Annotated in this window: 8 protein-coding genes; 5 read left to right on the top strand and 3 right to left on the bottom strand. The window is 38.5% G+C overall.

Annotation, left to right across the window (positions count from 1 at the left end; all coding sequences use genetic code 11):
- Positions 1-179: 179 nt before the first annotated feature.
- From GNE10_RS36060 to GNE10_RS19840, 3 genes are all read right to left on the bottom strand, one after another.
- A complete protein-coding gene (locus GNE10_RS36060) occupies positions 180-2,807 on the bottom strand; it encodes a type II CAAX prenyl endopeptidase Rce1 family protein (protein WP_260446940.1) in 2,628 nt (875 codons plus the stop codon).
- 421 nt (positions 2,808-3,228) lie between these two features.
- A complete protein-coding gene (locus tag GNE10_RS19845) occupies positions 3,229-9,174 on the bottom strand; it encodes an AAA family ATPase (protein WP_185566633.1) in 5,946 nt (1,981 codons plus the stop codon).
- Positions 9,175-9,420: 246 nt separating this feature from the next.
- On the bottom strand, positions 9,421-10,518 hold the full coding sequence (locus GNE10_RS19840; RefSeq protein ID WP_185566632.1) for a hypothetical protein: 1,098 nt from the start codon (positions 10,516-10,518) through the stop codon (positions 9,421-9,423).
- Positions 10,519-10,852: 334 nt separating this feature from the next.
- On the opposite strand from GNE10_RS19840, the gene bamE reads away from it, so the two are divergent.
- From bamE to GNE10_RS19815, 5 genes are all read left to right on the top strand, one after another.
- Positions 10,853-11,395: an outer membrane protein assembly factor BamE gene (bamE, locus tag GNE10_RS19835; RefSeq protein WP_185566631.1), complete on the top strand. Its 543-nt coding sequence runs from the start codon at positions 10,853-10,855 to the stop codon at positions 11,393-11,395.
- Positions 11,396-12,285: 890 nt separating this feature from the next.
- Positions 12,286-12,780, top strand: coding sequence for a DUF2231 domain-containing protein (locus GNE10_RS19830; RefSeq protein WP_099072249.1), 495 nt, complete (start codon positions 12,286-12,288; stop codon positions 12,778-12,780).
- Positions 12,777-13,376: a DUF2231 domain-containing protein gene (locus GNE10_RS19825; RefSeq protein WP_185566630.1), complete on the top strand. Its 600-nt coding sequence runs from the start codon at positions 12,777-12,779 to the stop codon at positions 13,374-13,376. Before GNE10_RS19830 ends, GNE10_RS19825 begins: the two co-directional genes overlap by 4 nt.
- 114 nt (positions 13,377-13,490) lie before the next feature.
- Complete coding sequence (locus GNE10_RS19820; RefSeq protein ID WP_185566629.1) at positions 13,491-14,423, top strand: cytochrome c oxidase subunit II; 933 nt, start codon at positions 13,491-13,493, stop codon at positions 14,421-14,423.
- Positions 14,413-16,071 carry a cbb3-type cytochrome c oxidase subunit I gene (locus GNE10_RS19815; protein ID WP_185566628.1) on the top strand — a complete coding sequence of 553 codons (1,659 nt, stop codon included), beginning with the start codon at positions 14,413-14,415 and terminating at the stop codon, positions 16,069-16,071. The genes GNE10_RS19820 and GNE10_RS19815 overlap by 11 nt, the downstream gene beginning before the upstream one ends.
- The last annotated feature ends 19 nt before the right edge of the window (positions 16,072-16,090 follow it).

The following is a 16,090-nucleotide window of genomic DNA, read 5'->3' as shown; positions in this document are numbered from 1 at the left end:
GGTTAAAGGGTAAGGGTTAAAGGTTTTTTCTTTCCCTTTTCCCCTTTCCCTTTCCCCCAAAACCCGACAAGTATTGAATAGGGTTCAGTTAAGGGCTAGTGGTAACATTTTTAGGTTTACTAGACGCGATTTATCGGCGTTTCTACAAGTGTTTTGGTCTTATGTGAACTGTATTGGCCTTAATGGGATGAATCTGTGAATTTTTCCATCCCTCCAAAAACAATTAACCAAACCACTACCACAACCCAGTGAATTAAAACTATCACCCACAAGGAACCTGTAAGGGCATAGGCAAGTGTACATATAATTCCTAATAATGCAGCTAAACTGAGAAACACTAAATTAAAAAATGTAGACAATCCCTTTTTAAAAAAGGTTTTAGCATTCAATGGATGATAAACAACAAACAATAATAAACTGAAAATTCCCCACAATACCCAATTAAACCAACTGATTATTTCTGTAGGATGAGGCAGCAGAAAAACTCGAAAAATTAATTCTTCTAAAATTGCAGGTGTGAATAAGCAACGCAATACCAACAAGCTTTGATCGAGCAAATTGGCAGACCAAATTTGTATTTGTAAAAAGTTAAATTTCCAACCAAAAGGTATGGCGATTGCACCATAAATTACCAGTAGTAAACCGGCAATTAACCAATCTTGGAGGCTGGGAATTACTAATGATGATAAAATACGATTCAAAAGAATTGATAGCGGTGAAATATTAGTAAAGGGAATCTGAATTTGTCCGAAAATCACTGTTGGTGCAATGGGTGTAATATCAGCCTGCCAACCGCCTACTTGATTGGTTCGCCATACTTGCATTATGGCACCTTGTTTTAAAAATATTGCGGCAAGTTCGTCCTGTGCTTGTCTTGGCATAATTGTTCGCCATGTCGTCAAACCAGCCCAAATACTCCTATCTTGAAATGCTTCCCCAGTACTCTGCCAATCCAAAAATGCTGGGTCAGGGCTGGGGAAAGGGGAAGGGTTAGAGGGTAAGGGATTTAAAACCTTTCCCCTTTCCCCTTTACCCTTTCCCCCACCTAATTCACTTGGCGAACTACTAGTTTTGCCGATTCCCGTACCTGCGAGTATACTAGCTTGACTCTGCCAATCAGCCCTGACTATCCCCAAAGGTGTTAATTGTTTTTCTAAAGCTTGACCTAATTTAATTAACTGTTGAAACCTTGAGGTTTGCGGGTGATTAGAATTGGCATTTAACCAAGTTTGAATTTGAGGACTAGCAGCAACTTGATTTTTAATGGCTAGTATTGCTGCATACAGCGCTTGGCTGGAGTCTTGAATACAAGAAGTAGCAGGTGATACTATGGAAGCGCCAGTACCATCGCCGACTCGATAACGGGCCATTGTGACTTGTAATTGTTGCTGGAATTCATTTAAAGGCGAAAGTTTGACTCCACCAAAATTATAATCTTGGGTTACAGGGTCAAATTTTATCAGAATATCTGATACCGGACGGGTTGCCAGCCAGCCGCGTTGTAAGTTTCCCATATAATCAGCCCATGTATGCGTTGCAGCAATAATTCCATCAGGGTTGTGGGCATAAATTTGGTGATATTTCGTCTCGAAGCGTAATTCGTCAGTAAACTTATCTCGCACAACTTCTGCAATTCCAAAAGCAAAATGTCCGGTGACAGTGTAAGGGACTCCCAGTGTCTCAGCTTTACGTCCGCCAATTCCACCGAATAGGTGGAGTAAAATTGCTTTGTCCCCTTCTTGCCATTTTGATGTTAATTGATTAGATGAATTATTTGTTGAAACTGGATTTAAAAAAAGAGTATTAAATTTACCTTTATTTTTTTCCGTATTTAGCCAATTTGCAGTTTGAATGTAATTCAGTGCTGATTCCTTGCCACTAATGCTTTGATTTGGTTGGATGCGAAATAGAGAACGAGGGGCGATCGCCTGTACAGTAAATACATCATTGATATCTTTAGCACCGTAAATATACCAGCCTTCATTACCCGCAGGTGACTTTTCAATTTGCTGCAAAGTTGAAGGAGGAAAATTTCGCGTATCTATAACTTGTTGGGGAATGCGAATAGTTTCTAAAACTCCATCAAACTGATGAGAATTAGGGTTGTAATGCTGTACTAAAAAATAATCACTATCCTTGTGATTTTTAGTTGATGAATAAGTTGGCGGATGGGGTTTAAGAATTTTTACCAAACCATAAAATCTACCAGTCACCAAAACAGGTTCTTGTTCAATCTGTAAAAGTGGTTGTTCTGGACTTTCTATATAAATTGTTTGGGCATCTAAAGCAACAATTGTATCATCATAAGGATTTGCTCCAGCCAAAGAACGTAAACTTCCTACCTGACGCACTCCATTCAGTCGAAAAGGATGAATATTTCCTTGTTTTTGGCTTTGAATGACTTCCGGAGTAAAATTTACATCTCGCGTTACAGCTTGAAGATAAGCTAGTGAATCTTGATTTTTTTTCCATTCCAGACGCACAATCTTTCCTACCAAACTTTGTGCGGTGGGTGGTGCATGTTGTACTTCCAGCCATACCCAATCTAAATTATCTACTAATTGCTGTTTCGTTGGTAAAATTAATCTTCCTACCCAGTCTGCAATCGGTTTATAAAGGTTTGCAGAGGGAATTTTGGTTACTGGGTAAAAACTAGGTTGATTAAAATTTTGTTGAATATGTATTGCATAATTGCTTTTGCGTTCTACTAGCTGTGGTTGTTTTGGAGAAAGTTGCAACACAACAACTAGGGCTAGGAACAGCAACAATAAAAATATTGTTAATTTTAACGTGTTTTTGCGATTCAATCCTGGCCAAGTCAAGGAAATATACCTAGTAGTAATTCGTCATTATTATATTAATATAGGAATCCTATTTGATTTTTGAACAAAATTCCGTACACTTTACTCTTTTATAACCCTGTTGCCTATTCCCTATTGCCTCTTGCCTGCCTATACAGATCAGTTCATTAATCAAATCGGACTGCTATAATACTGGCATTTTAGATGTGAAAAAGACGGTGGCTGAGGAATGTGATGGCGAAGAAAAAAGAGCGATCGCTTTTTTTATGATACAAATACCCTGTAGGGGGGAACTGGTTTCGGGCGAAAAGATTAGGGGCGAACAGCCTTTCGCCCCTACAGGGGTATGGATTTGTATTAAGATTTTGATGAATTGTTATGATGCCAGAAATGTCTCGAATTCTTGTTTTTCTGTGATTTGTGTGTGCTAAAGCGGTAACTCGATGGCAAATTCAGTACCTTTACCTGGGGAAGAATGTACATAAATTATTCCTCCATGTTTTTCTACGACAATTTGCTGGGCGATGGCTAACCCTAACCCGGTTCCTTTTCCTACCGCTTTAGTAGTAAATAAATGGTCAAAAATCTTTTGTTTAGTTTCTTCATTTATCCCTTTGCCATTATCAGCAATTGATATTTTTACGTGTTTATCTACGATTGATGTTGTAATTGTAATGTGATTAGGATTGGCTTGTATTTCTGATGAATTTCGCCCAATATTTGATTCTTCTAGGGCATCAATGGCATTAACTATAATATTCATAAATACTTGATTTAACTGTCCGGGAAAACAATTAATTAAAGGTAAATTGCCATAATTAGTATTTACTTGAATGGCGGGACGTTGTTGATTAGCTTTCAGGCGATGTTTGAGAATTAAAATTGTACTATCAATACCCTCATGAAGATTAAACTCTACTTTGTGTTCTCGGTCGGCACGGGAGAAAGTGCGAAGACTGGTACTAATATTTGTCAGTCTGTTGCACGCTAAAGTCATAGAATCAATAATTTTTGGTAAATCTTCTAAGCTATAATCCAAGTCAATTTTTTCAGCATGGTCTTTGATTTCATAATTCTGGTGGGGAAAATTAATTTGATATAATTTTAAGTGTTCGACAACATCAGCCAAAATAGGTTTAGTTTGTTGGAGACTAGCATAAATAAAACCTAAGGGATTATTCATTTCATGAGCTACCCCAGCAACTAAGTTACCTAATGCAGACATTTTCTCATTTTGTACTAATTGAAGTTGAGTTTGTTGGAGTTGTTGCAGTGTTTCTCTTAGTTGTGTGGCTTGTTTTTGAGTTTTAATTAATAAATCTGTTTGCTTGAGGGCAACTCCCATTTGTGCGCCAATTTGCTGGGCAAATTGAATTTCAAAAGGTTGCCAGTGACGAGGGCGATGGCATTGATGAATACAGAGTAATCCCCAGAGTGTCTCATCTTGCATAATTGGAACTACCAATGATGCCTTGACTTGGAATTGCGTTAATATTGTGCGATGGCAATCTTTGACTACATCTGAGTTAATGTCATTAATAGTGCAAACACGTCCTTGTTTGTACAGGGTAGCAAAGTTTTCACTAAAGCAACAATCTTGAACTTTTACTGCTAAGGCAGAAGTAAATTCTGGTAAGACATCTTCTGCAATAAATTCGCCATATTTGTAATTTTCATCTAAATGAAACTGATAAATTCCGACGCGATCGGCTTTGAGAATCTCACGAATATTTTGAGTGACTGCACCGAAAATTGCATCTAAGTTTAAAAATTCTCGAATTTGAGTGACAACTTCAAATAAGGTTTTTTGTTGCTGGAGAGATTGTTGTAGTTGTTGCGCTTTTTCTTGGGATTCTCGATAGAGGCGGGCATTTTCTAAAGAGATGGCAGCTTGGGCTGCTAACATTTGAATTATTTGCAAGCGATCGCTGTTAAATACCCCACTTGTAAGTTGATTTTCTAGGTAAAGAATACCGACTAAATGTCCTTGATGAATAATTGGCGTACATAACACACTTTTGGGCTGAATTCTGTGCATATATTCGCCAATAATTCCGGGAATATCTGTGATACAGTCATCTATTACAATGGTTTGTTGAGTATTTTTGACGTAATTAATAATTGTTGTGGGAATCTCTTGGTAAGTATCTATTGTTTGTCGGTTAAGTGTGGTTTCTAAATCACCTTGATAACTTCCTTGATGGTTGATTAAAGTCACCGCTTTGACTTGCCAATTACCCTGTTCTTCAGGGAGAATCAAAGCACATTTGTTTGCTCCGGAGTTTTCGATAATAATTTGGGTGAGACTAGCCAAAAGTTGCTCTAATTCAATAGTACTGGAGATAGTTTGAGCAGCTTTGAGGATGGAAGCAAAATTGAGAACATCACTAATGCTGGTGCTGTGAATGGTAGAAATTTGACCGATGGTGCCAATATTTTCTACAGGATTTAAGTTGAATCGTTGCTGTTGCAGGATGGGTTTAAGTAATTGGGGATAGCATTTTTCTAAATTGTCAGTTTTAGCTTTTGCTCCCCATCGAGCGTAGCAGTAATATGCTTCTTGCATGTATCCTTGGGCTGCTTTTTCTTTACCCCAATTCAGGTAAAATTTAGCAGCAAGTTCGTTGGCTATGGCTTCTTCTTGGATATAACCGTTGGCTTGGGCTTCGGCAATGGCATTATCGTAAAGTTCTTGGGCTTGGAGATATTTTCCAACAATTCGCGATCGCTCTGCTTCAACTAGCAAATATTTATGTAAAAAGTTTTGCGAACAACTTTCTGACCAGATTTTGAGTTTGGCTTGATTGCTTTCAATTTGCTGCAACACATCGTTACGCTCTGGTTGTGGCAAACTTAAATAGCGATCGCACAAAATCAAACAACTATAGTAATAGTAACCAGAAGAAGTGGTAAATCCGGCACAAGCATTGAGAAATTTACCAGCTTCCATAACATAGTGAATGTCCGGTTTAAAGCTGTCAATTAAGCAAGCTCGATGCATTTGTAGAATGTAATACGTACCTAGTGCTGTATGGGATTTTAATGCTTGAGAACGCTCGACCCAAGCTTGTTCTGTTGTTACCAAGGTTAGTTGTTGTTCATCTAAAGATTGCGAAAGTTGGTTGACAAAGAAACGGCAGGCTGAAAGAATACTCAGCAAAAAATCATGCTTTAGTTTCTCGCCAATTAGCCAATATTTATCGATGTCCATCGCTATATCTGCGAGGTTTTCACCTTGAAACAGTCGATTAAGAATATTACCGTATAGGTTATATCCAGCGTGGATGATTTCTCCAGATTCGAGTCCTGCGAGGAACCCTTGATAATTTCTCTGGGCTGCTCCCTGTATTGGCTTTGCCCAAACTTGGATACCACAACTGAATATAAAGCAAGCCCTAGATTGCTGAAATTTACTATTGAGCTTATAGCTTAATTGCAGCGCCAGTTCAGCAAACTCCAGTCCGCGCTGGTACTGACCATGTATCAGTCCAATCAGAAAACCGTAACTGGCATAGGCTTTGATTGATTCAGCAGTGTTACCCTGTTCAATGGATAAACGCACAGCTCTAAAGGTCGCGAAACTGTAGAGATGGAAATCAGAGACAATGTAGGCTGGTGGTTGCAAAATAATCAATAATTCAATGGCGACTCGAACTTCTAAATTCGTTGCCGCAGGTAAATCCAACAACGTCGCCAGGGAGCGATTTTTTAAGCTGTCTTCAACAACGGTAAACTCTTGTTGAGCTAATTGTTTCAATGTAGATCTGTCAAAAGTGATGCCCAGACTTTCTAACCCTGACAAACCCGTCTGGATGGATTCTGCAAACCGTCCTTGCAAAGAATACCAATCTACTTTCAAAACATAAATTTTAGCTCTATCGATATTTGAGTTGGCAAATTCCAGTAATATTGACACTGTGTCTTCCAACAACTGAAAATCTCCACTCATCAACGCGGCTTCTGCTAAATTGAAATGCAGATTGAATGCCAGACCATAGGCCGCAGTCTTAGCATCTTTTGTTAACAAATTTATCCCCACTTGTAAGTAAGTTTTTGCCGCTTCATAGGCTGTAGAAGCTTTAGCTTTTTGACCCGCACTTAAATTAAGTTCCGCAAGTTGTTTTTTCTCGGTTTCATCTGAAAGCAAAAATTTGCCAATGTTGATTTGGTTGACTACATCAAAAATTCTGTCCTCTAATTCTGCCGTTGATAGATTTTTTAGTAGTAGTTTGCCGATGTGGTAGTGAGTTGCTTGTTTTTGAGTTTCGGGAATTAAAGAATAAGCTGCTTGTTGAATGCGATCGTGGAGAAATTTATATACAACAATTTCAGTATTCTCTTGAGTAACAGGCTGATTTTCCGAACCGACAAAAAACTTATAAACCTCACTTTGAGGTAAAATTAATCCATTTTGTAAGGCACTCCACAAACTAGCTGCGGTTTCGATTTTTGATTGTTTAGAAACAATGGCTAATGTTTCTAAATCAAATTGATTGCCGATACATGCAGCTAATTGTAAAATATTTTGAGTTGATTCTGGCAATTTTTGTAATTGTAAAGCCATGAATTCAACGACATCAGTGGTGAGCGATCGCTGATTAATTTTTGTTATGTCACATTGCCAATAACCTTGCTCGTAATTAAAATAAATCAATCCTTCTTGATGCAATGCTTTAATAAATTGTGTAGCAAAAAATGGATTGCCCTGAGTTTTTTGATAAATTAATTCTGAAAGTGGTAAAGCTAGGTTTTCTTTACAATTTAAGGTGTCAGCTATTAATTGATTTAATTTTAATTGATTGAGTGATTGGAGAATAATTGTATTAATTGTTGCGCCATTTTTTTGGATTTCATCCAATGTCAACATCAAAGGATGCGCCCTTGATACTTCATTATCTCGATAAGCACCAATCAGAAGTAAATATCGATAATTTGCCTCGCTCATTAAGGATTCCATAAGTTTTAATGAGGCAGAATCAATCCATTGTAAGTCATCTAAAAATATCACCAATGGATGTTCTTTGTTAAGAAATAATTCAATAAATTTTCGCAGTAATAAATTAAATCTATTTTGTACCGCAATACCCGATACTTCTGGCACAGGAGATTGTTTTCCGATAATTAGTTCTAATTCTGGAATAACTTCAATAATTATTTGAGCGTTATCTCCTAATGCTTGAGTAATTTTCCCCCGCCATTGTTGTATTTGTTCGTCGCTTTCTGTGAGTAATTGTCCTATCAAATTACGAAAAGCTTGTACAAATGCCGAAAAGGGAATATTACGGTTAAATTGGTCGAACTTGCCTTTAATAAAATAACCACGTTGTTTAACAATTGGTTTATGAACTTCATTCACAACTGCTGTTTTGCCAATCCCAGAAAAACCAGCTACCAGCATCATTTCGGTAGCACCATCAGCCACGCGGTCAAATGCTTCCAGCAACATTTGAACTTCATTTTCACGACCGTAGAGTTTTTCGGGAATGATAAAGCGATCGCACACATCCCGCCGCCCAATAAGAAAGTTTTCAATCTTACCAGTTTCTTGGAGTTGAGTTAAACAATTTTCTAAATCAGATTTTAGTCCCAATGTACTTTGATAGCGGTCTTCAGCGTTCTTTGCCATCAATTTTGCGATGGTATCAGAAATTACCTGCGGTATTGCTTGATTTTTGATTACATTTGGCTGTTTAGCAATGTGGCAATGCACCAATTCCATTGCATCGTTTGATTTAAATGGTAATTCCCCAGTCAGTAATTCATAGAAAGTAACACCTAAAGAATAAAAATCAGTCCGATAATCAATTAAGCGATTCATTCTCCCCGTTTGTTCTGGAGAAATATAAGCAAGCGTCCCTTCTAAGACATTGGGGTTAATGAGTGTTTGACTTTCCCGTGGTAATAAAGATGCAATACTAAAATCGATTAGCTTTACTTGTTTGGTTGCAGGATTAATTAAAATATTGCTGGGTTTAATATCTTTATGAATAATGCGCTCTTTGTAAAGTATTTCTAAACAATTGCACAGAGCGATCGCTATCTGTAAAAATTCTTGTAAAAAATTGATGTTCTGCTTGCGAATGCCAGCAAAATAATCCTGGAGAGAAATACCTCCAAAATCTTCCATAATCAAGGCATAGCCATTTTCATAAGGTTCCAGACTGTAGGTTTGGATGATTTCGGGGTAGTTGAGATTTTTGGCAATGGTGTATTGATTGCGAAACTCCACAAGTTCGCTAAAGCTAGGATAAGAATTTTTCAACAGTTTGATAATTACGGATGATGAGTCAATCTCTCGTAACGCTCGATAAACCAATGTTCTGGAACCATTGTAAAGTTCTTCAATCAAGCGATATCCCGTAATATAAAGCATCGTACTGAACCTGAAATACCAAATTTAGTATTCCCTAACAAACACAAGATTTCACCATTAGATAGAAACAGTTACATTCATCATGAAACTGCAATAACTATTGCACAGCTTACTGTACTAACTTTATATTTTTATCAAGCAAGTATCTGCTGATATTTCTGGTACGAAGGAACTCTTAAACCCATCCGTTCAAGTTTTGGGTCTAAAAACATTTTGGAAGTGCGGCTTTAAACCCAGAACTAAAATCTATCTTAATGGAAGCCAGCCATTTTCAGAACATACACCTGTTTCGCGTCTTGGAGGGATACACCAATAATTTTCACCATCAAATATCAAACCTTCTTTGATGTAATTTAACTCAGAAATTGGTTGCCATTCCTTATTTCCTTCCTCGTCATAATATCGATACTGTTCCCCTTTTACTTCCAAACCTTGACCTGTTCCTCCAAGAATATAAAATCCGTCTACAATCACAGGAGATGGTGCTTCCAGCAAAGAAGACTCACAAATTGTTCCTTCACCTTGACAACCTTTTGCGATGTTTCCATCAGTTGATAGGCTATAAACTTTACCATCTTTGAAAAGTAATCCTAAGCCACTGCCATCTTGCAAAATAATGGGATTGGAGAATTTTCCGTTATATTGAACCGAACTTTCAAATTTACCGTTAAGCTTAACTATAGTGGTTCCGTCAGGGGCGATCGCTATGGATTGACCAGTTCCATTTCCATTAAGAAAATTAAACAATCGAGTGCCGATAAACGGTAGTTTCTCTTGATGAGAAGCAACCAAAGTTGATTGATTAGTATTTGTCCCCTTTTCAATCGACCAATGCCAAACTACTCGTTCTGTATTAGTGCGATCGGCCATCGTCGCTGAAATCCATAAAAGTTCTCCAGCTTTGTTGGTAAACTCAAATCGACAAGCTCCCACACCCGTCCCCGAACAGTCTTTAACCTCTTCATACCCGAAATCAAATAATTCTTTCACAGAAGTATCTTGGAGATTAGGAGAATCGCCCTGTAAATTGGGTTGCCAACCTTGTTGAATCACTACTTCTCGCGCTTTTTGATATGGCATACCTTCTTTGAGATCTAGCTTGTTCACTGCATTGGCAGAATTTTTAGTTCTAGAAGGGAGCTTCTGGGCTTGATTGGCTTTTGTTGGAGAAGTTTCTTGTGCTTCGCCCCCAGTAGTTTGAATTGGAGTGTAATTATTCACACTCTTGTCCGGCTGCACATTGGGAGTTGCAAAACTAGCGCATCCACTGGCGATCGCTCCCATTAAACTTGTAAAAATAGCTACTCTTAGTACATACGCACATAATTTATTCTTTTTCAACATCAGTTACAACCTATGAAGTGATACATATAATTAATATTATTTTACGCAATTTTACATACTCATTTTTTGTGTGACCAACAGGCAAGAAGAAACAGCAAGCGAAAGCCCGTAGGGACTTCTAAGTAAAAAAATATTCCATTACTATTGTTGACTGTTCGCGGTTCACAGTTAACAGTCAACACATTAAGATTTTCTCTCACCCCAGTTCAAATTCAGTGCTGCTAAAATTGTGTTTCTTGCATAACACAGAACCAGAAACACAAAACGATTATGGAAAATTAGATTTGCAAATGTAGATTAAATAAGATGTAAAACTTGGCTTAAATATCATCTAATGAAAAAAATTATCTTCACTACAGCATTAACTGGCTTGCTTTCACTTTCCTTTACAGCCAACCAAGACTTAATTTTAGCTCAGCCTCCAAAAGTAGCACAAACTCAAAACACAATCATAGCTCTTACCAAAGTGGGACTAGGAAAAATTTGTCCTGGTATGTCCGAACAACAAGTACGCAGCATTCTGGGAAAACCCATTAGCACTAAAACTCAATTTAGCGAGGGAGTTGGCGACAATATCCGAACGCTTCAATACTCAAATATTTCCATATCTCTAGTTCCCTATGTAAACAAGCCTAAAAATTTCTTTGTTTACCACTTTGTTACCCGCAGTCCTAAATTTCCAACTCCAACGGGTGTAAAAGTTGGCGATTCGCAATCCCAGGTAATTAAGCTTTACGGCAAACCTTATATATCGAAAGAAGGTAAAATTACCTTTTTAGGATATTTAGTTGGTAGTCAAGATAGCGCTGCTGCATTCACCTTCCATATCGAAGCTGGGAAAGTCACGCAAATTGAGTATAGCGAGCAGTTAACCTAAGTTGTGTCTTGAAAATAGGGAATAGGGAACAGGGAACAGGGAACAGGGAACAGGGAACAGGAAATTTTCGTGTTGGCTGTTCACCGTTGATGGTTTATGGTTAAAAACTTTACTAACTATGTTGACTGTCAACCGTTAACCGTCAACAATCAACATTTTAATCAAACATAAAAAAATCGGAGGAAATCCAAAGCAACCTCCGCTTTTATGAATCAAAGACTATATTGTTATGGTGGCATATTATATCCAATAATCCCTATCCATCAGGAATATATTTTACTCTCTCAAAAGGTAGAGATGAATTAATTCTGCGTTGCCCGAAATCCTTACTCTTTTATAACTCTGTTGCCTGTTGCCTATTGCCTCTTGCCTGCCTATACAGATCGAGTCATTAATCAAATTAGACTGCTGTAGAGTATTCATGCTTGCAAACATCCTCTGATATCATGTCCGGTTGAAGACTTATCATTAGGACTGACGCGGGGACGGGGAGACGCAAAGACGCGGAGAATTTTTTTGATAAGTGATTAGGCGGACATGATATGAGAATCAGTGAATTTATCTTTTGGCGTTGCTGAGGGGATGATCGAGGTTGACGCAAAGACGCGGGGACACACCAGACGCACGGATTATGGTTGATTCCAAAATCATCCCGCAATTATGCACCATCTATCTTTTAAATTCACACATCCTTTGTTTTACGTAAATCTTTCCAAAGATAGTGTTTTTAATCGCTACTTTCAGAAACTATGTATTCAGATATATTTTCAAAACAGCATATAAAATTCATTGGAGTTTAACAAGTATAAATACATAAATACTACAAAAAATATAATTTTATTTTGACCGCAGCCAGTGATGATAGCGCGTTAATACTTCAGGAAAAAATGATGCCTGCTTTGCCTCTCAACAGTCAAAATCTTCCTTACCCCGACCCCATACACCCCATCATCGTCCACTTTGTGATTGCGATGGTGTTTTTTTCATTTTTCTGCGATGTCGTAGGTTATTTTACCCATAATGCGCGTTTGTTTGAAGTCAGTTTTTGGAATATGTTTGTGGCTTCAGTGGCTATTTTTTTCGCAGTTATTTTTGGTCAATTTGAAGCAGGTTTGGCAAACAATTATCAAGCAGTCCAGCCAACACTAAATTTTCACACGATTATGGGTTGGTCGTTAGCTGTGATTATAGCTAGTATCACAGCTTGGCGTTTTGTGATTCGTAATCGCAATTCCTTAAAAATACCCCCAGCTTATCTTGGTGTAGCAACTTTTTTGATTTGTCTAGTCTTCTTGCAAGTATACCTGGGAAGCAAACTATTTTGGGTATACGGGTTGCATGTCGAACCTGTTGTGGAAGCAACCAAGCAGGGGGTCTGGCAATGAACTCGCAGCTAATCGAACAATTAAGATTAAGGTTAGGGGCTAACGGATTACCTTACGAAATTCCTATACACCCGCAATTAGTACATTTAACATTGGGCTTGTTTATTATCGCCATCTTATTTGATATCGCAGGAGCATTTTTTCATTTAGGGCGACCAATTTTCAAATTTCTCGGTCTACCTGCAATCCGTTCTGGCTTCTTCGATGTTGGCTGGTACAACCTAATAGCAGCGGCCGTTGTGACATTTTTCACCGTTGCATTTGGTTTTTTCGAGTTACTGCTAGCAAATCCACCAGTAAATCAAAAGAGTGATTGGGGTTTGAGTCCTGGTTGGACAATGCTACTACATGGTTTAGGTGGTGTTTTGTTGTTGGGAATATTTGTAGGTATGACTGTATGGAGAGGTTTTCAACGCGATCGCTGGCGCAAAAATGCTTCACGACAAGTACAGTGGAGTTACTTATTAGTAGGTATTGTAATGTTAGGTATTTTATATGTCCACGGCACTTTAGGGGCACAACTAGGCGAGGAGTTCGGAATTCACGTGACGGCGGCCAAATTAATCCAACAGAGTACAAATCGAAATTTGTATTAGTTATTAGTCATTAATCATTAGTCATCTTTGAAGCTATGGAAAGAAATAAAGCTAAATTTAATTTTGATATGTCAATTTACAATTAAATAATTCAACAATGATTTGTCGAATTTTATGGTGAAATTTTTAGAATATTTACTAATAGCTGGATGTATGGCATTGTTGCTAGTTATCAGTCATTGGATTGGGCAGCAAGCATATTCTTGGATGCCTGTGGAAGCTACAGCAGAAGCACAAAAGGTAGATAGTTTATTTAGCTTTTTAGTCTCAGTTGGAGCCTTCATCTTTCTTGCCCTTGTGGGTATGATGATTTATTCAATGCTGTTTTTTCGCGCACCAAAGGAAGACTACACAGAAGGGCATCCATCTAGAGGCGATGTGAGATTAGAAATTCTCTGGACAGTAACGCCAACTTTGTTAGTAATGTGGATTGCTTTTCAAGGATTTAATATTTATCGGCAATTAGATATTTTGGGTTTAAGGCAAATTGTTCATTTGCATACACCTGTAGAATCTGCAACAGCCTACGCCGCAGAAATCAGCCCAGGCGCAGCCCCCCTCAAGCAACCAGCTGATGAAACAATTGAAGTTTTTGTCAAGCAGTGGGATTGGTCTTTCCGCTATCCAAATAATATTAATAGTCAGGAATTACACCTGCCAGTGAATCGTCGTACTCGTCTCAATATGCACGCCCAGGAGGTGATTCACGGTTTTTACGTCCCGGAATTTCGCTTAAAGCAAGATATTATTCCTGGACGAGACATTGACCTTGTAATCACACCCATTCGTGTTGGTAAATATCAACTCAAAGATTCTCAATTTAGCGGTACTTACTTTTCTTTGATGGATGCGGATGTATATGTGGAACCAATTGAAAAATATAACCAATGGCTTACTCAAGTAACTAATCAACCAATGACTATCAAAAATCAGGCCGTTGCTGAATATAGCCAACCGCCGAAGACATTATTTAAAACTAGCTGGTACACTGTCGCACCTGCTGAATCTAGTATTGCTAATCAAAGGAAAGTCAGTAATGACACATGATAATGTTTCTAATTTGGAGAATTCTCCAAACCAGACAGTTGACAATTGGCGACAATATTTCAGCTTTAGCACCGACCATAAAGTTATCGGTGTTCAGTACATAATAACAACTTTCATTTTCTTTCTAATTGGCGGGTTGTTGGCAATGCTGATTCGTGCCGAACTCCTCACCCCGCAATTAAATGTAGTCGATCGCCCCCTCTACAACAGCTTATTTTCTATGCACGGGACAATCATGATTTTTCTGTGGATTATCCCGTTCAATGCAGGTATTTCTAATTACCTAGTACCCCTAATGATTGGAGCGCGAGATATGGCGTTTCCCCTACTCAACGCCATTTCTTTTTGGATTATTCCACCAGCCGGTATTTTTTTACTGTCTAGCTTTTTGTTACCCAACGGCCCTGCAAAAGCTGGTTGGTGGTCTTATCCACCTGTTAGTCTGCAATTTCCTCCCGATCAACCAATTAATGGTCAATTCTTTTGGATTGTCAGTTTAGTATTGATTGGCATTTCTTCCATTATGGGAGCAGTTAATTTTATAACTACAATTTTTTGGATGCGCGCCCCAGGAATGACATTTTTTCGGATGCCTGTATTTGTTTGGTCAGTCCTTAGTGCCCAGTTATTGCAGCTAATTAACTTGCCTTTCTTAACTGGTGCATTGGTATTACTATTATTTGACCTAGCTTTCGGAACCCAATTTTTCAAACCTTTAGAAAATGGCGACCCAATAATTTATCAACATCTTTTCTGGTTTTACTCCCATCCAGCAGTTTACATCATGGCACTGCCAGCCTTTGGGATTTTTGCAGAAGTTCTACCCGCATTTTCCCGGAATCCTTTATTTGGCTATCGTTCCTTAGCCCTTGCTTCCCTGGGCATTGCCTTAGTGAGCATTTTTGTTTGGGTGCATCACATGTTCACTAGCGCTACCCCTGGTTGGATGCGGATGACTTTTATGGTGACATCAATGTTGGTGGCTGTGCCCACTGGTGTCAAAGCATTTGGCTGGACTGCCACAGTTTGGAAAAGTAAGCTACACCTAGAGACACCGATGTTGTTTGCAATGGGCGGTGCAGCAATGTTTATTTTTGGTGGTGTTACTGGTGTCATGCTTGCCGCCACACCTTTCGATATTCATGTTAATAATACTTACTTTGTAGTAGGGCACTTTCATTACATTGTCTTCAACACAATTACGATGGCAATTTTCGCAGCCATTTACTTTTGGTTTCCCAAGATTACTGGACGAATGTATGCTGAAGGCTGGGGTAAATTGCATTTCTTATTAACTTTTATTGGTGCTAACCTGACTTTCTTTCCCATGCACCCACTAGGTTTACAGGGAATGTTGCGCCGCATCTCCTCCTACGACCCACAGTATCAAGGATGGAATATTATCTCCAGTCTGGGAAGCTTCTTACTAGGAGTATCCGTATTGCCTTTCATTGCTAATATGGTGGGTTCCTGTTTATACGGCCCAAAAGCAGTAAATAATCCTTGGCACGCCACTGGACTGGAATGGACAACCACCTCACCACCACCGCGAGATAACTTTGACAATATTCCAGTTGTGAAAAGACCCCCTTATGACTATGGCGATCCCAAATACTCTGTGATTGAAAATTCTGACAATGGTGAATAGGGGTGGGGAGATGAGGGGG

The organism is Nostoc sp. 2RC, from assembly GCF_014222165.1.
Lineage (GTDB): Bacteria > Cyanobacteriota > Cyanobacteriia > Cyanobacteriales > Nostocaceae > Nostoc > Nostoc linckia.
This window is presented reverse-complemented; position numbering and strand designations above follow the sequence as displayed.